At 39.0% G+C, this 22,513-nt stretch carries 22 protein-coding genes; 3 read left to right on the plus strand and 19 right to left on the minus strand.

Features of this window, described 5'->3' with window-relative positions:
• Nucleotides 1–191: 191 nt before the first annotated feature.
• From AC0JIQ_RS11610 to AC0JIQ_RS11660, 11 genes are all read right to left on the minus strand, one after another.
• Nucleotides 192–302 (minus strand): hypothetical protein, encoded by a 111-nt coding sequence (locus AC0JIQ_RS11610; protein WP_087543379.1) that lies wholly within the window; start codon nt 300–302, stop codon nt 192–194.
• Between the two features lie 204 nt (nt 303–506).
• Complete coding sequence (locus tag AC0JIQ_RS11615) at nt 507–2,207, minus strand: NAD-dependent malic enzyme (RefSeq protein WP_474201741.1); 1,701 nt, start codon at nt 2,205–2,207, stop codon at nt 507–509.
• Between the two features lie 292 nt (nt 2,208–2,499).
• Nucleotides 2,500–2,886, minus strand: a complete 387-nt coding sequence (locus AC0JIQ_RS11620; RefSeq protein ID WP_474201742.1) for a carboxymuconolactone decarboxylase family protein — start codon at nt 2,884–2,886, stop codon at nt 2,500–2,502.
• A complete protein-coding gene (locus AC0JIQ_RS11625; RefSeq protein WP_474201743.1) occupies nt 2,883–4,340 on the minus strand; it encodes an NAD-dependent succinate-semialdehyde dehydrogenase in 1,458 nt (485 codons plus the stop codon). The genes AC0JIQ_RS11620 and AC0JIQ_RS11625 overlap by 4 nt, the downstream gene beginning before the upstream one ends.
• 146 nt (nt 4,341–4,486) lie before the next feature.
• Complete coding sequence (locus AC0JIQ_RS11630; protein ID WP_474201744.1) at nt 4,487–5,656, minus strand: hypothetical protein; 1,170 nt, start codon at nt 5,654–5,656, stop codon at nt 4,487–4,489.
• 25 nt (nt 5,657–5,681) lie between these two features.
• Nucleotides 5,682–7,082, minus strand: a complete 1,401-nt coding sequence (locus AC0JIQ_RS11635) for a purine-cytosine permease family protein (protein ID WP_474201745.1) — start codon at nt 7,080–7,082, stop codon at nt 5,682–5,684.
• A gap of 313 nt (nt 7,083–7,395) precedes the next feature.
• On the minus strand, nt 7,396–8,865 hold the full coding sequence (gene tgnC / locus AC0JIQ_RS11640; RefSeq protein ID WP_046738912.1) for a (Z)-2-((N-methylformamido)methylene)-5-hydroxybutyrolactone dehydrogenase: 1,470 nt from the start codon (nt 8,863–8,865) through the stop codon (nt 7,396–7,398).
• A gap of 10 nt (nt 8,866–8,875) precedes the next feature.
• Entirely contained in the window at nt 8,876–9,913 is a 1,038-nt protein-coding gene (gene tgnB, locus AC0JIQ_RS11645; RefSeq protein ID WP_474201746.1) for a flavin-dependent trigonelline monooxygenase oxygenase component, read from the minus strand.
• A gap of 2 nt (nt 9,914–9,915) precedes the next feature.
• The gene (gene tgnA, locus AC0JIQ_RS11650) at nt 9,916–10,848 is read right to left on the minus strand and encodes a flavin-dependent trigonelline monooxygenase reductase component (protein WP_225530754.1); all 933 of its coding nucleotides are present in this window, start codon (nt 10,846–10,848) and stop codon (nt 9,916–9,918) included.
• Nucleotides 10,849–10,878: 30 nt separating this feature from the next.
• On the minus strand, nt 10,879–11,670 hold the full coding sequence (locus tag AC0JIQ_RS11655; protein ID WP_474201747.1) for an alpha/beta fold hydrolase: 792 nt from the start codon (nt 11,668–11,670) through the stop codon (nt 10,879–10,881).
• The gene (locus AC0JIQ_RS11660; protein ID WP_004660959.1) at nt 11,639–12,241 is read right to left on the minus strand and encodes an amino acid synthesis family protein; all 603 of its coding nucleotides are present in this window, start codon (nt 12,239–12,241) and stop codon (nt 11,639–11,641) included. Before AC0JIQ_RS11660 ends, AC0JIQ_RS11655 begins: the two co-directional genes overlap by 32 nt.
• 153 nt (nt 12,242–12,394) lie before the next feature.
• Here AC0JIQ_RS11660 and AC0JIQ_RS11665 point away from each other — a divergent pair, with 153 nt between their 5' ends.
• Nucleotides 12,395–13,057 (plus strand): GntR family transcriptional regulator, encoded by a 663-nt coding sequence (locus AC0JIQ_RS11665; RefSeq protein WP_004660958.1) that lies wholly within the window; start codon nt 12,395–12,397, stop codon nt 13,055–13,057.
• Between the two features lie 57 nt (nt 13,058–13,114).
• Complete coding sequence (locus AC0JIQ_RS11670) at nt 13,115–13,402, plus strand: DUF1330 domain-containing protein (protein ID WP_050041607.1); 288 nt, start codon at nt 13,115–13,117, stop codon at nt 13,400–13,402.
• A 116-nt stretch (nt 13,403–13,518) separates the two neighbouring features.
• Here AC0JIQ_RS11670 and AC0JIQ_RS11675 read toward each other — a convergent pair whose 3' ends face one another.
• The 6 genes from AC0JIQ_RS11675 to AC0JIQ_RS11700 all read right to left on the minus strand — a co-directional run bounded on the left by AC0JIQ_RS11675 (nt 13,519) and on the right by AC0JIQ_RS11700 (nt 18,727).
• Complete coding sequence (locus AC0JIQ_RS11675) at nt 13,519–14,889, minus strand: ATP-binding protein (RefSeq protein WP_474201748.1); 1,371 nt, start codon at nt 14,887–14,889, stop codon at nt 13,519–13,521.
• Nucleotides 14,889–15,569: a response regulator gene (locus AC0JIQ_RS11680; protein WP_017394844.1), complete on the minus strand. Its 681-nt coding sequence runs from the start codon at nt 15,567–15,569 to the stop codon at nt 14,889–14,891. Before AC0JIQ_RS11680 ends, AC0JIQ_RS11675 begins: the two co-directional genes overlap by 1 nt.
• A complete protein-coding gene (locus AC0JIQ_RS11685) occupies nt 15,554–16,459 on the minus strand; it encodes an FAD:protein FMN transferase (RefSeq protein WP_474201749.1) in 906 nt (301 codons plus the stop codon). The genes AC0JIQ_RS11680 and AC0JIQ_RS11685 overlap by 16 nt, the downstream gene beginning before the upstream one ends.
• An 81-nt stretch (nt 16,460–16,540) precedes the next feature.
• Nucleotides 16,541–17,920: a DUF3570 domain-containing protein gene (locus AC0JIQ_RS11690; RefSeq protein WP_474201750.1), complete on the minus strand. Its 1,380-nt coding sequence runs from the start codon at nt 17,918–17,920 to the stop codon at nt 16,541–16,543.
• Nucleotides 17,911–18,090: a DUF4266 domain-containing protein gene (locus tag AC0JIQ_RS11695; protein ID WP_017394841.1), complete on the minus strand. Its 180-nt coding sequence runs from the start codon at nt 18,088–18,090 to the stop codon at nt 17,911–17,913. The genes AC0JIQ_RS11690 and AC0JIQ_RS11695 overlap by 10 nt, the downstream gene beginning before the upstream one ends.
• Before the next feature lie 88 nt (nt 18,091–18,178).
• Nucleotides 18,179–18,727 (minus strand): TlpA family protein disulfide reductase, encoded by a 549-nt coding sequence (locus AC0JIQ_RS11700; protein WP_474201751.1) that lies wholly within the window; start codon nt 18,725–18,727, stop codon nt 18,179–18,181.
• 168 nt (nt 18,728–18,895) lie between these two features.
• On the opposite strand from AC0JIQ_RS11700, the gene dsbD reads away from it, so the two are divergent.
• Nucleotides 18,896–20,803 (plus strand): protein-disulfide reductase DsbD, encoded by a 1,908-nt coding sequence (gene dsbD, locus AC0JIQ_RS11705; RefSeq protein WP_474201752.1) that lies wholly within the window; start codon nt 18,896–18,898, stop codon nt 20,801–20,803.
• 65 nt (nt 20,804–20,868) lie between these two features.
• On the opposite strand, the gene AC0JIQ_RS11710 is transcribed toward dsbD, so the two are convergent.
• Together AC0JIQ_RS11710 and AC0JIQ_RS11715 are read right to left on the minus strand one after the other, a co-directional pair.
• Entirely contained in the window at nt 20,869–21,753 is an 885-nt protein-coding gene (locus tag AC0JIQ_RS11710) for a cation diffusion facilitator family transporter (RefSeq protein ID WP_474201753.1), read from the minus strand.
• 19 nt (nt 21,754–21,772) lie between these two features.
• On the minus strand, nt 21,773–22,282 hold the full coding sequence (locus tag AC0JIQ_RS11715) for a cytochrome b (RefSeq protein ID WP_474201754.1): 510 nt from the start codon (nt 22,280–22,282) through the stop codon (nt 21,773–21,775).
• Nucleotides 22,283–22,513: the final 231 nt, after the last annotated feature.

Genomic DNA, 22,513 nt, shown 5'->3' on the forward strand with positions numbered 1-22,513 from the left:
ATCTATGAATAAAATGATTTATTCTAATGAAGAGCTATGAATATTATTCATTATTTTGAATGGCTGGATGAATATAACCCAAGCAGCATCCAGTAGATGTTGATCATTGTAGCGAAACAGATTCGCAAGCTTAAATTTGCTGTATTAAATCAATAGCTGAACAGTCCTATAAATCAGGCTTGAAGCTGATTTTAAAGAAAATATTCCCAAATAATATAGCCTAAACCAAAACCGATAAAAGCATAGAGTGTGATAATAAAAAACACAAAACTCGCATTATTTTTCTTTTTTAAAAAACTCATATTTAGCCCATTCATATCAACTTCGTTATACTTTGAATGAATACAGATGATAAAGGTAGATACAGATTTTATAAAAAAAATATAACAGATAGTTTTATGAGAATAATAAGCTAAAAACCTGAAAGATCATTCAAGATCAGTCAGGTTTTGTTCTGTTCTAGATTACTGAATTACATTTCATCAATCAGACTAGATCTGGCTCAATTAAAAAGTAACTCGGCGATAATTTCGATATTCAGGTGTCCAAAAATTATCTTCAATCACATTTTTCAGCACATCATTGCTCATGGGTACTGCTAATCCATCTGCCATAGCAGCTTTTGCAACTTTAAAAGCAATGAATTTGGAGACTTGATGAATGTCATTAATATTTGGCAATAGATCTGCAGCTGGATTTTTTAAACGCGGTGAGCAATCTGCCAATGCTGTGCTTGCAGCCATCAACATTGCATCACTAATATGATTTGCACCACATGCAATCACACCCAAGCCTATTCCTGGGAAAATATAAGAATTATTACACTGAGCAATCGTATAAGTTTTACCTTGGAAATATACTGGTGCAAAAGGACTACCTGTCGCAACGATTGCAGCACCTTGCGTCCATTCAATAATATCTTTTGGCTGAGCTTCTACTTGAGAAGTCGGGTTAGATAATGGCAAAACAATCGGATGCTTATAATATTTAGCCAAAGTTTTAATCACTTCTTCACTAAATAAACCTGCTTGCCCTGATACACCAATCAGAATACTTGGTTTAGCATTTTTTACGACATCAAGTAGCGCAATCTCTTGTCCTGCATATTCCCATTCTGAAATTGCATTCACAGGTGTTGCGAGTTTTTGTTGAAAGTCGAGTAAATTGGGCTGTTGATCAGTCATTAAACCGAAGCGATCAACCATGAAAATACGTGAACGGGCTTCATGATCGCTCAACCCTTCATCCATCATTTGTCTAACGATATGCTCAGCAATACCACATCCTGCTGAACCAGCACCAACAAAAGTAATGGTTTGATCTTTAAGTTGTTTACCAAGTGCTCTAGATGCAGCAATTAAACTAGCAACTGTAACTGCTGCAGTTCCTTGAATATCATCATTAAAGCAGCAAATTTTATCTCGATATTGAGTCAACAATGGCATCGCATTAATTTGGGCAAAATCTTCAAACTGTATCAACACATTAGGCCAACGTTCACGCACAGCAGAAATAATCTGTTCGACAAATTGGTAATATTGCTCCCCTCTGATTCGAGGTTGCTTCAATCCCATGTAAATTGGATCGTTGAGTAATTCTTGATTATTCGTACCAACATCTATTGTAATCGGTAACGTATAAGCAGGACTGATACCTCCACATGCGGTATATAGAGATAATTTCCCAATTGGAATTCCCATACCACCAATACCCTGATCACCTAAACCAAGGATGCGCTCACCATCGGTAATGACAATCACTTTGACATTTTTCTTATTCACATTATGAATAATTTGATCGATGTATTGACGTTCAGCGTATGAGATGAAAATCCCACGATGACGACGATAAATATCAGAAAAACGCTGGCAAGCTTCGCCGACAGTTGGTGTATAAATGATGGGTAGCATTTCATCTAAATGCTGACTCAATAAATTATAAAAAAGTGTTTCATTTGTGTCTTGAATATTTCTTAAATAAATATGCTTATTCAAGTTATTGTCAAATGACAAGTACTGCTGATAAGAGCGTTGCGTTTGTTCTTCGATGTTTTCGATATTGTTAGGTATCAGTCCATGCAAGTTAAACTGCTCACGCTCTTCAGTCGAAAAAGCTGAACCTTTATTCAAGAGTGGAAGTTCTAAAAGAGCGTTCCCAGCATAGGGAATATATAAAGGTTTTTGGGTTTTACTAGGATTTTCGGGCATACCTTACTCTTTCGATGATCTATCAAATATCAAATTTTCTTTGCTCAAGATGGAATTAAAATCACCTTAAACGAAGTGCATAATTTACACCAATAGACACCTAAAGCTGCATATATCTCAGTATATAAAAGGTGATTGGTTATTTAGAAAATAAATACTCTGTTTAAATTATATCCATCCTGACCGAAACAATCGTAACAATTGGTATGTCACTTTAAGAGCGAAGAGCCAAAATGAAATCACTTAAGCAAACATTACCAACATGCTGTGTAATGTTTGCTCAATCGTTTAATTAGTGATTTTCTTTTTCATATTCCTGAATCGCTTCTTTAGCAATTCGGAAACTATCTACGGCTGCCGGTACACCACAATAAATTGCGACTTGTAGCAGCACCTCACGAATTTTTTCTTTAGGTACACCATTACGCAAAGCACCTTTGACATGAAGCTTCAACTCATGTGGACGATTCAGCGCAGAAATCATGGCAAGATTGATTAAGCTTCGCTCAGGTTTGCTCAGTTCCTCTCGCCCCCAAACTGCACCCCAGCAATACTCTGTAACTAACTCTTGTAAAGGTAAGTTAAAATCATCAGCATTGTTGATCGAATTATTGACATAAGCTTCACCCAACACTTGTTTACGAATGGCTAAGCCTTTTTCAAATTTTTCATTACTCATGCATTCAATCCCCCAAATAAGGTGTATTTGATTTCAAGATAATCTTCGATCCCGTATTTTGAACCTTCACGACCTAAGCCCGACTGTTTGATTCCACCAAATGGTGCAACTTCATTGGAAATTAAGCCCTTGTTGATTCCAACCATACCGTATTCAAGCTGCTCACTCATCCGCCAAGCGCGTCCTAAATCTTTGGTATAACAATAGGCCGCTAAGCCAAATTCCGTCGCATTTGCCATTTCAATGGCTTGTTGTTCAGTTTCAAACTTGAATACAGCAGCCAATGGACCAAATGTTTCTTGAGTCGCCACATCCATCTCAGCGGTGACATCAGCAATAATGGTAGGTTCATAGAATAACTCACCTGCACTATGACGTTTACCACCAGCAACCAAACGACCTGCTTTAGCTAAGGCATCAGCGACGTGAGCTTCAACCTTTTTCACTGCATTAGCATTAATTAATGGACCAATTTCACTCCCAATATCCAAACCATTGCCAATTGCAAAAGCATTGACCTTTTCACTTAATGCAGCAATGAATTTTTCGTAAATTCCTTCTTGAACAAGAAAGCGATTCACACAAACACAGGTTTGCCCTGCATTGCGATATTTAGCAATTAATGCCCCTTCGATTGCAGCATCCAAATCTGCATCATCAAAGACAATAAAAGGTGCATTACCGCCCAATTCTAATGAAACTTTTTTCAGCGTTTGTGCTGAACGTTGATACAGTAATTTTCCAACGGGTGTTGAACCTGTAAAGGTAAATTTCCGTACATCATCACTTTCAAAGATTGCATCCCCAATCGTGACTGCATCACCTGTAATGACACTGAAAATCTCAGCAGGTACACCCGCTTTAATCGCTAAATCGACCAAAGCCAATGCCGTAAATGGGGTTTCTGGCGCTGGTTTAACGATACAAGGACAACCCGCAGCCAAAGCAGGTGCAACTTTACGAGTAATCATTGCTGCAGGGAAATTCCACGGCGTGATTGCTGCAACAACACCAATCGATTGCTTGCTCACGATAATCCGTGCATCTGGATAAGGGCTGGGAACAATATCACCATAAACACGTTTTGCTTCTTCAGCAAACCATTCAACAAAGCTAGCAGCATATAAAATTTCACCTCTCGCTTCTGCTAAAGGTTTTCCTTGTTCACTCGTCAAAATAAATGCAAGTTGATCTGCATTTTCAACCATCAAATCGAACCATTTTTTTAAAATCGTTGAACGATCTTTGGCTGTTTTATTTTTCCATGCAGCCCAACCTGCAACTGCTACATGAATTGCGCGTTCGGCTTCTGCCTTGCCCATATTCGGTACAGTACCAATCACTTCTTGTGTTGCAGGATTATAAATATCAGAAGTTTGTTGATTATCGGCATCACACCATTGTCCAGCAACAAAAGCTTGTTGATGAAATAATGGCAATTGATTAAGTTGCATACTGATTATCCTATTTAGACTTCGGCATTAATACACAGAACATTTTACAAAACAGTATCAATGTTCTGGTATTAACTAAACCTGTATTATGGCATACCAAATAAATCTTGAAAAAATTTTCGGTTGCCCGAATGTTATAGCTGATTTTAGAAGTAATAGAATAGCGTTAAGTTGAGTAACTTATTCCATTTACCATCATCCCCAACCGCCAGTGATTTTTCAGTACCACCAATGAAGGGATCATTTTGACTCATAATGTATTCTGCGACCAAAGAAATCTGTTTATGGTCGATTGAAACACCAAGGATATTACGGATTGAATCTTGAGAACCAGTCAAATCCTTATTATATCGACTGTGCATAAAATACGGCGTGATATTGCCAATTTGCTTAACATCTTTAAAAGTGTAGCCAAGATCAGCTGTATAGTAAGTCGCTTTGTTTGCAACATAATATTCGCTGTCATATGAACCCATCAAAGATGAAGTTGCATCAACGACGTCTTTATTACTGACATCATTTTTACCGCCTGTTAAGGTCAGACCTAGATTGCCATAATTGATTTTGCTAAATAATGCCCACGCATTACGTCGACCCGTTTGAGATGTGGTTTTATTGTCAATCTCTGAAGTCCAATATGAAGCACCGACCTGTGTAGTTAAACCTTTTACACCCAGATTAATATCTTGGGTAATACGTCCAACCCACATGTTTTTCTCTTCGATATCACTTTTGGTAATGTCATCAGAACTTACATAGTTCGCACTATAGCGACCAGAGTCCTTGGTAGTACCTTCATAGTGACCCGCATCTGCCGCAAAATAACCGACATCAAATTTGGTCGCACTTGGCAATTCAAAATGATAGTTCAAACCTAAATTATGAACATCTTCTAAACCTGCTGTAGTATTGATACTACCGTACAAACTATTGCCCCAGAAACGTCCTGGTCCAAATGGAATAGCTTGCATTCCTGCCACAACCTGATCAGTTTCATTTAAATGATAACCTGCATACGCATCGATCAAGGTTGAGAAATCACACAGCGTATCGTATTGATAACAACGATATTCAGCATGTCCAAATAGTTTGCCGCGTTCATAATCAAGTTTTAGTTGTGCAGCATCAAAACGGATCTTATGTTCTGAAGCAGGTTCACCGTAATCTTTGTCTTGATAATTGGCACGTACATAACCAGAAACCGTTAACTTGCCTGAGTTGGCATTGCTGGCGCCGAAACTAATTCCTGCATAACTTGGTGCAATCATACTGGTTAATGCAGTTGCCAATGTGAGTTGTAAATAACTTTTCTTCATGTTATCGATTCCATTCTAAGCATGTTTAATGTTGTGCTTTTACATTGAGTGCTGGGCTGCTGCATTTAATCTTTTCGAGATTAAAGACGTAGTACACAACGAAACTCACCACCAATCCGATTACCCAAGAAATATCCACATCCTGAATGACGTTTGCGAATGGACCTGTAAAAAATGCATTGGTAAGAAAAGGGATTTGAACCACAATTCCAATGAAATATGCAGTTAAAGCTTTGCCATTAAATTTGCCGTAGATGCCACCATCTTGTGCGAAGATCGACTGAATATCATAAGATTTCTTATTGATCACATAGAAATCCAATAGGTTAATCGATACCCAAGGCACTAAAATAAATAGTAAGGCAAAAATGACGTTCAGAAAGAAGCTAATAAAGTTGCTTGATGCCCAAAGTGCTGTAAACGTAGCGAGGATTAAGACCATAATCGACAAAATAATACGGACATTCTTACTTGGCATCCATTGACCTGCAAAGGTTTGGATCGAAGTAATACACGATAAAACCGCACCATATAAATTCATAGCATTGTGACCGATGATATTACAAAGGAATAAAATCATCAGAATCGAGCCGAAAATACCTGTACCCGATTTCACCGCTTCCATCGCATCGGTACCAGAACCAATACTCACCGCCACTGTACCAAATGCCATCGCAAAGATTGTTCCAAGCGAAGCGCCTAAGTAAGTGAAGATAAATGGTTTAAAAATCCCAATCGACTTCGGTAAATAACGTGAATAGTCTGAGGTATAAGGTGAAAAACTAATTTGCCAGACTGCACATAGACCAAACATTGCAAACCAACCTTTTAGGTTAAATGAGCCTTTGGCAAGTACTTCAGCATTAATTTGTGGCAACATAATCAACAAGCCGATCAGCAATGAGCCGCCCATTAACCATGTCCCAATTTTATTAAAATTATGAATTAAATGATAACCTACCACCCCAATGGTGGTTGCTGCAATTGCACCAATCACCGTCGCAGTTGGAACAGGGATTGTGGGAACGACGGTATGTAAGGTTTTACCTGACAAAATAATGTTGGAAATAAAGAAACCGAGATAAATCAGTGTTGTAAATAATACGACTAATAATGCACCATAACGCCCAAACTGTGCTCGGCTTTGAATCATCTGGGGAATGCCGACTTGAGGTCCTTGAGCAGAAGTTAAAGCTAAAATTGCTGCACCAAAGAAATGACCACAACAAATCGCCACTAGCGCACTGATCAAACTCAGGTTAAACGTTAGCATCGACATTGCACCAGTAATTACAGCTAAGGGTGCAATATTGGTACAAAACCAGAGCGTGAATAGATCACGTACTTTTCCGTGACGTTGAGATGGATCAACATAATCAATTGAATTGCTTTCAATGGCGAAAGCACTATTTTCATTTTGGCTCATATCCTTAATCTCTCTTTGAGGACTTCATTTTCCTCAATATCAAATATTTGTGAGAGTAAACTTAGGTTTCACAACCTGCCTGATCAGCGCCATATCCAGATGACCTGACCTTTATTTCTCTTGTTTTACAGACGAATCACATCAACTTTGGTTAAAGAAATGGCAAAAAAAGATAAAGGAAACCTTGTTGAGGCTCTTGAAGCTCAACGAATATTATCTTACGTATGCCTTGATCAGATTTATGTGATTTTGAAATTCAACTGCGTCATCTTTTCATCCCTGAAATTTAAATCCTAATGACTGTTGTGATGTATTAACGCATCACAAAAGGGTCATCAATCGGTTGATCTGAGGTACGCAACCACACAGTTTTAGTGGTGGTATAGTCCAACACCGCATCTGAGCCAGCTTCACGACCATGTCCTGATAGACCATGCCCACCAAAAGGTGCAAGTGGAGAAACAGCACGATAGGTATTCAGCCAAACAATCCCTGAACGAATTGCTTTGGTCATACGATGCGCACGGCTTAAATTGTTGGTAAACACACCAGCTGCCAATCCATAAGGCGTACTGTTGGCTTTTTGAATCGCATCTGCTTCAGTGTTAAAACTTACTACAGACAAGACAGGACCAAATAACTCGGTCATGACGCAATCGGCTTGTGGTACATCACTACAGTCTAAAATTGTGGGTGGATAGTAATAACCTGCTCTTTCAAGCGTTTTCCCACCTGCCAATAATTTCGCCCCTTGCTGAATAGAGCGAGCAACGACTTGCTCAATTTTTTCACGTTGGCGCAAGGTGCACAGAGGGCCATATTCCGTTGCCATATCATCAGGCAAACCAATCTTGATACTTTGCACACGCTCAACCAAACGTTGAACAAATTCATCTTTGATACTGTCTTCAACCAGCAACCGTGAACCAGCAACACAGCTTTGCCCTGTTGCTGCAAAAATCGCTGCGACTTGTGCATTCACAGCACTTTGTAAATCAGCATCTGCAAATACAATAAAAGGAGATTTTCCACCTAACTCTAACGATACTTTGGCAAGGTTCTCAGCAGAGTTGCGCACAATATGGCGTGCTGTTTCTGGACCACCAGTAAATGCCACATGAGCAACATCTGGATGACTACTTAAAACTGCACCACATTCAGGGCCAAAACCTGTAATAACATTCACCACACCTGCTGGAAATCCTGCTTCATGCACCAAACGCGCGAAAGCAAGTAAAGGCGCTGGCCCCTCTTCAGAGGCTTTCAGAACAATACTGCAACCTGCCGCCAATGCTGGACCAACTTTAACCGCAGACAAAAATAATTGGCTATTCCACGGAACAATTGCAGCAATGACACCCACAGGCTCACGAATGGTCCATGCTTGCATATCTGGTTTATCAATCGGTAAATAGCTACCTTCGAGCTTGTCTGCAATTCCTGCATAGTAACGATAATATTCAGCTACATAAGCAATTTGGCTCGACGTCTCACGAATGATCTTGCCTGTATCACTGGTTTCATATTGAGCCAGTTGCGGTGCAGCTTTTTCGATTAAATCAGCAAGTTTATATAACAATTTTCCACGCTGTGAGGCAGTTAAACCTGCCCAAGCCGCATCTTGCAGAGCCTGAGATGCCGCAGCAACTGCACGATTGACTTCATCTGTACGTGCTTCAGGCATTTTCGCCCAAACTTGCCCTGTCGCTGGATTGATACTGTCAAATTGTGCAGCACCATCCTCAAATTGACCATTGATATACAACTGGAATTGAGAAGTCATGTCTTCTCTCCTATGCAAATGCAGGCATCACTTCGTTGATCATACGTTGTAACGATGCTTTTTTACGCTCAAAGCTCATTCCTGTATCAATCCAGAATGAATATTCGTTATAACCCATTGCTTCATAAGCTTTTAAGCGATCAATCACTTCTTGCGCCTGACCAATCACATTATTTTTACGCATGGCTTCTGGCGTATAAAATGGATGAGCTGCAATTTCTTCATCACTCAATGGTGCGATTAGACCTTGCGTAATTTCACGCTCATTTTTAAACCATGCGCCAAAATAGTTATAGAATGTGTTGATTTCATCAGCTGCTAACTGAGCATCTTCTTCACTATCAGCGACATAGGTATGACGCAATAACATAATTTCAGGGCGAGGAATGTCAGTGAACTTTTCACATGCGGTATTGAAATGTCCCATGAGCTTTTCAACTTCATCATCACCAAAATGTAATGGTGTGACTTGTACATTGCAGCCGTTTTGCACCGCAAATTCGTGGCTATTTGGATCACGTGCCGCTACCCAAATCGGTGGATACGGTTGTTGTAACGGTTGGGGTGCAGAAGTGGTTTTTGGGAACTGCCAAAACTCACCATTATGCTCATAATCACCTTTCCACAGGTTTTTAATCGCGGGGATCATTTCACGTAAACGCTGACCTGCACTCCAGGCATCCATACCAGGTACCATACGCTCATATTCAAATGAGTAAGCACCACGCGCAATCCCAATATCTAAACGACCATTGGTGATAATATCCGTCATAGCAGCTTCACCTGCCAATTTAATTGGATGCCAAAATGGCGCAACCACTGTACCCGTGCCCAAACGTACATTTTGGGTTTTATTCGCAATATCAACTAAGTTAATGAATGGATTAGGTGCAATCGTAAAATTCATTGCATGATGTTCACCTGTCCAAATCGCATGCATACCACCTTGATCGGCAATCTGGCAAAGTTCAATCATCTCATCATAGAGCTGCTTCTGCGTTTGTTGATCAGAAACACGTTCCATGTGTACAAATAATGAAAAACGCATAGTTAAACTTCCTCTTTAACAATTTGACGAACCGTACCGCTAATTTGATTACCGTAATAAACACCATAGGTTTTAAGGTGGTTTTCTTTACGATAACGCATCAACATACTTTCTAAAGCGCTATCCACAAAAGTCAGTTGTTCTAAATCATTTAAATCAACAAATTGACCTTTGGTTGCATGTGCGATCGGGGTATTACATAAAAATGCAATATATTGCTGCTGGGTGGTCACATCATCATAGACAGAATAGATAAAGCTTGGTGAGGCTTCTGGCTGATAAGCTGCAAAGATTTTTTCCAGTGCTTTTTCTGCACCATCTTTTTCAACCATCAAATGTGGCAATGTCCACTTTTGATCCTGTGTCTGTTCAAGCAAGATCTGATTTTCATGTCCAATCAATGCCATCATCATGACTTTCATACTCGAAATCACATCCGTAGATGATTTGGCAGGTGTGAAATAAGCTCCACGGTAATACCCTAAACCAGCAAAGCCTGCTGAGCCAAAATCTTCAACTTTACCAATTAAAATCGCATGATCACCTGCATCTACAACTTGATACGTCGTGCAATCAAACCAAGCACTGACTTGATCTATGACAGGGTTATGAGATGCGCTCTTTGTCCATGCTAAATTTGCAAATCGATCATCACTTGGGCGAGCAAAAGTATTCGAAATATCCTTTTGTTCTTCTGCCAAAATATTAATTGCAAAATGTGAAGCATTGGCAAAGTTATTATAATTGCTTGATGTCTTGGCAATGCTGACCAGCAGCAAAGCTGGGTCCAAAGACACCGAAGCAAAAGAGTTCGCAGTAAAGCCTAATGGTGTTCCATCATCTTTACAGGTGGTTACGACGGTTACGCCAGTCATAAAAGAGCCAAAGGCATCACGTAGTTCGCGTATTTTATTAACACTATCCATTTCACTCATTGTCATATTCCTTCATCAATGTGTGGCAATTTAGACTTGGGTTTCTAACCACGCCTGCATTGCAATATTTACTTGGTCTGGTGCAGTCAAATTCACCATATGACGCTCATTTTCAATCACAATAGCGGTGCCATTTCTCGCTTGGCTTGCCATTTGTACTGCCATTTCTGCTGTTGAATTTGGATCATCAGTTCCAGTTAAAACCAGTGCAGGACACTGAATTTTGCTCCAGTCATCTGCGTAAATTTGATCGCCATGTGCAAATGCCTCATACGCTGTGGTATATCCAGACAAGTCCACATTTTCCAACCAAGACTTGACTTTTCCAGCAGCAATTTGTTCTGCTTCACTGTTACCAAACCAGCGTTGCAATGGTGTTTCAACATCAATATGACCTGTTTTTAACTCTTCTGCACGATTCACAACAGCATCACGAGCTTGGCTTGTCCGCTTGTATACACCGTTCAACACCGCCATTCGTTTGACTAAATCAGGACGAGTTGCGCTTACTCCTGTCGTAATCAATGAACCCATCGAATGACCTGCCAAATTCACCGCACCTAAATTCAATGCTGTAATAAATTCGATTGCCCAATCAACAAATGCTTTTAAAGGTGCACCATCCGCAAGTTTTGTACTTTTCCCATGACCCGGCATATCCACCGAAATCACACGATAATGTTTCGAGAAATATTCGATTTGTGGATACCAAGCGGCTGCTTGCATACCTACACCATGGATGAGAACCAAAGGCTCTCCTTCTCCTTGCTCAAAATAATGAGCAATCCGATTATTTGACAGCTGCAGGGTTTTTGAGATCATGACCTAACTCTTCCAAATCTTGATAACGATCGCCAATACGATGATGTGGACGTCCACCTGTCGCTGCACCAATTACAATCACAATTTCATCGGCAGCAGGTGCATCTGGAATTGCAAATTGAAGAGTCAAATAATGAGAACGGCGGCCTTCATCATTTTTATCCATCATTGGAACAAGAATCGAAGCATTCGCTGGACCACGCGTGTTATTAAAAGCGAGATAAGACTTAGCCCCGACCGCATTACGATATGTATTTCCAAAATGTAAGGTATGAATGAGGGCTGATGCATGCTCTAGCTCGCCATTCAAACCTACGACCGCACTTTTACCAAATGCTTCTACCGCTTCACCTGAACCGACTTCATCAAGAATCAGTTGAGTTAAATGCTCACTTAGAATCGGAGCAATACGGCGAATCTCAGGTGTTAAGTTTTCGACATAACCCTGACCAGCCCATGGATTTTTGATCACAGCAGCAGCAGCCACCATTTTTAACGGTTTTGTTGCTTCTTTATCGCCATCGACATAAGTCGTTTCAACATGAAGAACTGTCTTACGGATTAGATTCATGGCATTTCCTTGCGAGTGAATTTATTTTTGCATTCGTATTATGGTATACCATAATACATAATGAAAAAAAAGCAAGAGTTTGGTATGCTAATTTTCAGCTAGAAACATGTAACAAAATTTTGACTTATTAAAATCAGGAAAGATTAATCATCTATGAATCTTAAAATTGAAAACCCACCTGTGACTTTACGTGAGCTTTGTTTGAATAAAGTACGTAACGCGATCATTACAGGCTATTTCCCTTCTGGAAAAAGATTAGTCGAAAGAAGCTTGTGCGAAGAATTAGGAGTAAGTCGCTCTGTTGTCCGTGAAGTCATTCGTTATTTAGAAGCAGAAGGTTTAGTTGAAATTCTGCCAAATAAAGGTCCAATTGTTTCATTATTGGATTGGGAAATTGCATCGCAAATTTATGAAATTCGACTATTACTCGAACAAAGTGCCGTTGCAGATTGCACCCAAAACCTAACTGCTCAAACAACAGAAACGCTGAAAGTATTATTGATTGAACTTGAGCAAGCCTTTGCAGCAGATGATATTAATTTAATTATTTCTACCTCTTCAAAACTTTACGAAACTATTTTTACAACCGCAAAACATCATATTGCTTGGGAAGTGGTACAACGTTTGAATGGTCGGATTAGTCGTCTTCGTGCAATGACCATGAAATCGACGAAGCGAGAAATTTCTGGCTATCAACGTATTAAAAATATGTGCGAAGCAATTTATCTGCACCAAGATCCTGAAAAAGCAAAACAAGCCGTGGCTGAACATATTGCTGAAGCTGCTGCGGTTGCAAAAAATATTTTGAATGCTTAATGCCTCAATCTGTAACTAAAATGGTTTTTTTTAATTTAGAAATAAAAGGATAAGGAAATGTCTGCTTACTGGATTGCACATGTCACCATTCACGATATGGAACAGTACAAAGAATATATGGCATTAGCTCCCTTAGCATTTGAAAAATATGGTGCTAAATTCCTTGCTAGAGGGGGAAAATCAATCTGTATGGAAGGTATACAGTTTCAACGCCATGTGATTATTGAATTCTCTGATTTGGCAACTGCACAAGCTTGTTATGATTCTGAAGAATATACTAAAGCAAGGCTCGCACGTGAAAATTGTGCTGAAGTCATGATTAGTATTGTTGAAAGTCTAGATTGATCAAAGAAGAGAGATCGCCTCTCTTCTTTTTCTTATTCAATGATACATTTTAAATAATGAATTTATTGAAATAAAAACTATTGCATCACCGTAAAAATCAGGTTTATTTCTGTTTTCTACCATTGTAAGTGCACGATCAATCCACCTGTTTCATGGTTATTTAGAACTAAGCGCATACCATGTAATTGAGCAATTTTAGATACTATTGCCAATCCTAATCCTGAAACTCCAACATCACTTCCACCAACTTGCGTAAACCGATTGGTAACCTCACCTAAAAACTTTGGATCAATCCCCGTTCCAGCATCAACCACTTCAAAAATTATCATTTGAGCTTGCTTAAATAACTTTACTGAAATGACAGCATTATTTGGCGAATGCCTTAGGGCATTATCAAATAAATTACGTAGCAATGAGAGTAAAAGCGCCGAATCTCCATTGATAGTCACCTCCTCAACATCTAAGTGAAATTCAATATTTCTCTTAAATGCCAATGGCATGAGTTGAGCAATTGCCTCTCGAATTAAAGCTGAAAAAATAACAGTTGTGGTATGTACAGACATTTGCCCCGCTTCTAAACGGGCCAACAAAAGCATTTGTTCGACCACTTGCTGATTACGCTCTACACTTTCAGATAAACGCTGTAAAATCGTTTCTCTTGCATCAGGTTGGATAAGTGCTTGCTCAACTTGCAATTTAATCACAGTAAGTGGCGTTCTTAGTTCGTGCGCTGCATCAGCTAAAAAACGTTTTTCTCTTTCTAATGAAGAATCTACTCGATGGAATAGATCATTTAACTCCGTTATCACAGGTTTCAACTCGTCAGGCGAATGAGGTAAATGTAACGCACTTAAATCATTAAAATCGCGTTGAGAAATTTTCTCACCTAATTCTACTAATGGTGCAAATGCTTTTTTAAGTTGAAGTTTTAATAAACATAAGGCTAAAAAAAGTGCAAAAATCAAACTGAGTAATAAACTGGCTTCGATATTGGTTGATAGCTCCTTTCGAATATCTAATCGCTCTGCAACAGCAAGCCAGCTGTTTTTGTTAGGCAGCCAAACGGTATAAACCATCCAATCATATTCCCCACCTTGAAATTGTGTTAATCCCTCTTTTAATGGTGCTAAAGCATGATTTGGGGCACTGGCCGAACGAAGGACTAAATCGCCCTCTTTACTCCAAACCTGAATTGCGATCTTCTTTTCATACGCATGACCATTGAAGCGTTGATCGCCTGAACTGATATGTTCAAGTAATGTTTCATCAAGGCTTTTTTGCAAATCTATCCAATTTTGATGGGTCTGTTCTGAATCAATTAAACCCTTAATAATTCTGGTATTATCAATTAGAGTTGCGTCAAACAACTCATTTACTTCATGTTTTGTCGCAAGATAGCCTAAAATACTACTCAACACTAATGCGAGAATAAGCGCATATAAACTTGTTCTAACCACTTGTTGTTTTATCGATAATATTTTCTGCATTACAGTTCTACTTGAACTAAATATCCAACACCGCGAATGGTTCGAATAAACTCAGGAAATAGCTTTTTACGTAAATGATGGATATGCACCTCTAGCGCATTACTTTCTAATTCATCTTTATCTAATAATGCCGTTTCTAAACGATCACGGGTGATCACCTGTCCAATATGCTCCATCAGCAACTTCAGCAATCGATACTCTTGACGCGATAAGCTAATTTTTTGATTTAAATAAAAAACTTGATGTGAACTTGGATCTAAACAAACCTCACCAATTTTAATTTTGGTCTGCGCACGGCCACAACGTCGTCTTATTAAAACACGAACTCTTGCCAGTAATTCAGATAAGTCAAAAGGTTTTAAAACATAGTCATCTGCACCAAGATCAAGACCATATACACGATCTTGAATCATATCTCGTGCCGATAAAATCAGAACAGGCAAGTCTTGTTGCATTTCTCGTAATTGGGCAAGTAATTCAAAACCTGAAATTTTAGGTAAACCAATATCCAAAATCATCAAGTCATAGCTTGACGTTTGCAAGCAACCCATAACCCGTTCAGCATTCTTATGCCAATTTACCTCTGCACCTTGAGCTTGCAAGATTTCGGACAAAGACTCACCTAGCATAAGATCATCTTCAACTAAAAAAATACGTTGTCCACTTAGTCGATAATCCATGCTTGCCCCTCTGATTGTTCTGCTAAGAACTGTTTTGCACCTGCACCTTCCAACATCGCTAAGGTCGCTAACATGCCAGCTTGAATACAGGTTTGAGCATAAACAGTAATTGAACGCGGTGCATCTTTTACAGATGACCCAGTTAATGGGTTTAATATATGACTATAACGAACACCATCTTTGAACAAATACCTTTTGCTATCACCACTGGTCGCCATAGCCCCTGTATTTAAATCAAAATAGGCTTGCGCTTGATTGTTTTGTTCAGGTGTCTCTAAACCGATTCGCCATGCCAAACCTGATTTTCTTGGCCCTCTCGCTCTGAGATCCCCACCAAAATTGACTAAATAAGCTTGCTGACCTAATTGTTCAATAATGTCTGCACAACGATCCACTGCGTATTCTTTACCAATTCCACCAAAATCGAGCGACATTCCTTGAGGTAAGTAAATTTTTTTCTGAGATTGATTCCATTTTACTTTGTCCCAACCAATATGAGGCAAAAGCTGATTAATTTGCTCAATAGTTGGAACTTGCTCTGAACCATCAAAATGCCAAATTTTTCCAAGTACACCAGAGCTAATATCAAATTTCTTTTCGGACAATTGATATAAAATTTCAGAAAAATCAAATAATTTTGCTGTTTCCTCATCCACATCAAACCAACAATCGGTATTGCGATGCAAGGCAGCTAAAAAACTATCATTACGATAGCGGCTATATTTCTGTTCAATGCGTAAACATTCTGCATAAACAGCTTGTGCGATATGTGCTGCACTCGTCCAATCGGTGTGATCTAATAAAATTTGGCAAGAGCTTGCCATCGCAGTAAAGCTAATTTGATGAAGCGCATCATTTTCTTGTATTAATTCTAATCTATGAGACATCATACTCAGGCTTAATTTAAATCAGTATAAATTATGAAACCTACCACTCGAAAGTAATAGGTTTTAACAGCTTAGGTTAAATTATTACCATTTAAAACTATAACCAAGTTGAACAAAGGTTGCCGATAAATCTGGTTGCAAAATTTGTCCTGCTAAATTCCCGCCAATCGGTTTTAAATCTTTGGCTTTCTGATCATATTGTTCGACGCGGAAACTCAGCTCACGGTCATTTGCAAGATTCATCCCAACCTTAACGCCGTAGGTCGTTGCATCAAACGCACCCAAGCGGCTATCCGCCGATGCATATTGTACGGTCGGTACAGGTTCACCTTGAGCATCAAGTTCAATACCATCACCCACTTTTAAGTAGCTATGATAGAAATCAGCAGCTGTTTGGGTATAGTAACGAACATGGGGTTCTACAAAATATTTCTCATTAACCGCATAACGATATTTTGCATCCAATGTGTGTGATTTAACGCCCCAGTCATCTGTGGTAAAACGATATGAGACATCGGCAACATCACCACGATCAAACCCATATTTGTATTCACCAAAGAAGCTATGACGTGTTCTTTTGTCTGGACGATTTTCAAACAGGTAGAAATTACTGCCTGCCGCAAAGTCCTGATCAGCAATTAAATTGCCGTTAGCATCGACTAGCGTCAAAATTTTATATGGGTCGTTTTGGTACCCATTACTCATCGATAATGAATAGTTGAGTTGTACCAATGAGTGACGATCAATTACTTGCGTTAAACCAAGTAAAACATCAGAAACATTCTTGCTCTTTGTACCTTGTTGTTTCTGTCCATCCAATTGTGGCGTTAAAGGTACAGGCGCACCACCAACCGCATCAATACTGTCATACTCAAATGCGCCACCCAATGACACAGTGGTATTTTTGTCATTAAAGTCTTTCGCAATGCTCGCATTTGCTCCGATTGATCTGAAATCGTATTCATTTGAGACATTTCCACCCACATTCAGCTTCATATCAGGTGCAATCGGTTGTTGCCAATTTGCGGATGCTGCAACACGGGTATCATGAAATTCATCATCTAATGGTAATTGGTTTGCTGGCGTTGGTTTCGCAGCATTACCTGATGGGCCTGTAAAAGTTTGTGGCACATTGGCTGATGTCGCACCGTTCGGTGAAGCACCTGTGAGTGAATCAACAACAACCTTTCCAGATAAAATATGTTGGTCGCCAAAGTCTTTTTCAAAACGAACACTCGGTTCGATAGCTTGAACACGACTATCCGCCTCTTTATACATCAGCACTGCAGTATCAACTTTCCAACCTGGCTCTACGATTTTAGATAAACTAAAAGGTGAAGTTGTGCTTTCTTTGCTAGATGTCGTTGTCGTTTCAGCATGTGCAACGTGACTACTTAATAAAACTGTTGAAGCCTGAGTCAAAGCAAGCGCAATATGGCGTGCCGATTTTTTTGTTAATTGCATCCGCAACCTCCACCACCAAAACCACGACCGCCACTGGCTGCTTCTTTACTAAAATAAATATGTTCATCATAAGCTGCATCTAATGGTGCAGCATCTAATTGCATCGCTGGACGAGCCAAAATATCACGCTCCCAAGGCTTAACCCCTAAAGTTTGCATCTTCGTTGGCATATGACTACATGCTGATAACAACAGACTAGGCAATAAGATGCCTATACTGATTAATATCTTTAAACTAAGTTTCAAATTTCACCTCTGCTTATGTATTTTTATTGGAGAGTAAGCGCACAATCTCAGCCTCATACTCGGCTTCTTTGGCCTTGAAAAAACCTTGATGTTTTGCTGCTGGCTGACCATCTCGCCCAAGAATGAATGTGGAAGGCATTCCTGGTACCTTAAATTGGCTGGCTAACTTTCCTTGTTGGTCTGATCTAATTTCAAAATTAGGCTGATATTGCTGAATAAACTTGAGCGCTAATGCAGGATCTTTATCTACATTGATTCCTACGAAGACCAATCCATCTTTTCCGTACTTGGCTTGCATTTGTTTCATCCACGGAAAAGATTCTCGACAAGGGCCACACCAACTGGCCCAGAAGTCAATCACAACCACCTTCCCTGCATATTTCGACCAATTAATATCGCTCGCTGGCAACATTTTATTGTTCACAGAAACTGCTGATGGTTCTGCTGCCTGAGTTGTGCTGACACTCAAAGCACCACCACAACTCAGTAATGCTAAAACTGCAATTCGCCATTTTATTTTTGCTAACGTTTGTTTTTCCCAAGCCATCGACTGACTCCACATTTTCCTCAGCTCATAGACTAATGAAATGCAATCGGTCAAACATTAACACTTGCTTAAGACAATCCAGCAATGGCTTAAGCAAGTGTTAAGGCAAGTTGTGATTAACTTCAGTACGCTTCATCCATCAAAAAATGTACGTCCGTATAAATGAAATTAGGGGATGTCTGGATGAGAGCGTTCTTCAATCCGATTCAAGATGTTTATAGATCTACACTGCATATTTTTATTGTTTTAATTTTAGGTTTTTTATCGCTGCAAATCGTGAATGCAGCTACACCTGATTTCTCGAAAGTTGTGGATACAACTCAAGATAGCTTTTTGCCTGTAGAACAAGCATTTTCATTAAAAGTACAACCAGATCAAAATCAAGCTGCACTAAATTTGAAATGGACGATTGCACCCAATTACAGTTTGTATCGAGATCGAATCCATGTAGAAGTCTTCACACCAAAAGATGTGACGATAGATACAAGCGAACTTGCTGGTCATATGGTATGGAAACAAGATCCTAATTTTGGACGTGTGGCTGTATTTCATGATGCTGCAACAATGAAAGTTGGTATTACCCATTTAGGTAGTAGCCAACCAGAAACAGTCCAAATCAAATTGCGTTACCAAGGTTGTGCTGATAGTGGCTTATGCTTTCCACCTGTAGATGAAGTGCTCACCATTCATCCCAAAGGATTAAAATTGGTTTCAGCGACAGGTATTAAAAAGCCCAATACCTCTCTAGAAACCATAAGTCCTGTAAAAAATAAAGATGAGAATTACGATCTGAATAACGCCTCGAGTCTTGCTGCATTTTTAAATCATGCGAGTGTGCCACTCATTTTATTAACACTTTTAGTCTTAGGTGCAGGTCTTGCATTTACACCTTGTGTATTTCCGATGATGCCAATTCTTTCAGGTTTGATTGCAGGTGAAAAAAGTGAGCGATTGACAGGATGGAGGGGTTTTAAACTGTCCCTTGCTTATGTACTGGGTATGGCCGTGTGTTATGCCATCATGGGAACGCTCATGGGGTATTTCGGTGCGAAAGCAAATCTTCAGCTATGGCTACAATCACCAGCGGTACTTATCAGCTTTGCCATTTTGTTTATTGTTTTAGCTTTCGGCATGTTTGGTGTGTACACCTTACAACTCCCGCATTTTGTTCAAAACAAATTAGATCGCTTTTCTCAACAACAAAAAGGGGGGCGCATTGGTTCGGTTGCACTGATGGGCGCACTTTCAGCACTTGTTGTTTCACCCTGTGTTTCTGCGCCTTTAGCGGGTGTATTGGTCTATATCAGTGCCACTGGTGATGCTTTACTTGGTGGAATGGCATTATTTAGTTTAGGACTAGGTATGGGAATTCCATTGATTATTCTAGGTACGACAAGTGCTAAATTATTGCCACGCTCTGGAAGCTGGATGGAGCAAATCAAGAGTATTTTTGGTGTTGGATTAATCGCTGTCGCAATTTGGCTACTATCTCGCGTTTGGACAGGAAGTGTAACGCTATGGATGTGGGGTGCCTTACTTGGAGGCTATGGGGTTTGGTTAGGTGCTTTTGAACAAGCAAAAAACCATAAAGATCTCTTAGTCAAAGCATTTGGTCTTGGGCTTAGCGTATTGGCGCTATTTTTATGGATCGGCGCTGCAACAGGCCAAGATGATCCATTACACCCACTTGCTGCTTTAAGCCATACGGCAGTATCCCCCGATACCACTAAACCTGTGAATGTCGTCTTTGAAACAGTGAGTCAACCACAAGCTTTACAAGCCTTATTAGATCAAGCCAAACAAAATAAACAGACTGTTGTAATCGATGTATCTGCTGATTGGTGTGCTGCTTGCCAAGTCATGGAACGTTCAACGTTTCGCGATAGCCGTGTGATTGAAGCATTTTCGAAATATAAAAGAATTCGTTTTGATATGAGCGAAAGTAGTCAAGTACAAAAAGAATGGCTACAAGCCATGCATTTGTATGGCCCACCTGCACTCATTTTTATCGACAATAATGGCAATGAATTAAAAAGTTTACGCGTTCAAGGGGAAATAGAAGCTGATAAACTGATTGCACATCTTAAATAAATCATCCAAATCTAGGCATCTTGAATATCATTTATTCTAGATGCCTTTGCATTTTCAATTCCTCACTATATTGGATCAATATGAGTGACCACATCAATGACATTATGATTTTTAAGGACTTCATTTCTCGCCTCTACTGCAATTCTATGTCCTTCTTTGACACTTTGTTCGCCACTGACTTCCAAATGAACATCGACAATAATCATGTCACCCATTTTACGTGTTCTGAGTTGATGCAGACCCAATATCCCATCTTTCTTCAACAAAGTTGCTTTGATCGCAGCGATTTCATCTTCGTTTGCTGACTTATCCATTAAATCATGTAAGCCCGTCCAGCTAAACTCAAACCCCATTTTGGCAATCATTAAACCGACAATTAAGGCTGCGATTGGGTCAAGAATTGGATATCCAACGAGATTACCTAAAATCCCTAAGGCAACAACAAAAGAAGATGCCGCATCTGAACGTGCATGCCAAGCATTTGCAATCAATAAACTTGATTTTACTTTTTTGGCAATAGCAAGCATATAGCGGAACAAAAGTTCTTTACAGATCAAGGCTGTTATCGCAACCCAAAGCGCCATACTATGTACTTTAGGAATTTGTTCAGGATGAAGAGTATTATGCATCGCCGTCCATAACATGCCGATACCAACAATGAATAAGATCAGACCAAGTATAAAAGATGCTGCATTTTCAAAACGAAGATAACCATATGGATGTGCATCGTCAGGTGCTTTTTGGCTATGACGGTTCGCCATCAATACAATAAAATCCGCAACTAAATCACTTAAAGTATGAATACCATCTGCAACTAGACCTTGTGATTTTGAAAAAATACCAATCAATATCTGTCCAATCGACAAAAAGATATTAACAACAACACTTATCCATGTTGATTTGGAAGCAGCTTTTGCTCTCGCCTCAAGATCAATATTTGATTCAATCATAATCTTTTAAGCTCTTGGTTCATTTTTTAAAATAAAGCAAACTTTTCAGAACATTATCTTTAAATACATAATGATGAATTAAGGCAGCTAATGCATGTAAACCTATAAGCACCATGAAAAAATTTCCAAGAAATTCATGCGTTTCACCAATTATTTCAACGTCCCATGAGTTACTTATTAAAGGTAAATTTATTCCAAACAACTGATAACTTTCGGTTAATCCAGATAAAGTAAACCAACCTAATACAGGAATTAAAAATAACAATGAATAAAGCGTATGTTTCACCATTAAAAATAAAGTTTTCTGATATTTACTCATCGGCTTATTGTGTGGGAGATCTTTTCTATAAATAGAAATCATTATAATTCTGATAAAAAATAAGAGAAATACAGAGACTCCAGCAAAAACATGCAGTTCCCCACTTTTTATATGCACTGTTGGATCCCCACCAGTGATATAAGCAAGTACGACAAGAAGAAGCGTTAACCAATGCACTACCATTACAGGAAAAGGATATTTATTTTTCATACCAGCCCGAGATTAAAATTCATATTTCAAAATATATAAAAACATTCTATTACATTATAAAATTGATCTTAAATTTAAATTAATTTTTAAAAAATAGTTTAAATATCAAAAACTAAAAATAAATATCATTTAATACTAAATAAAAGCAATCATTCTCAATTTCATTCATTATAAATTCATGAGAAAATACAACTCTAATTATTTCCATGTTTAATCGAAAAGTATTTTATG

The sequence above is a fragment of the Acinetobacter sp. FB genome (assembly GCF_056033405.1).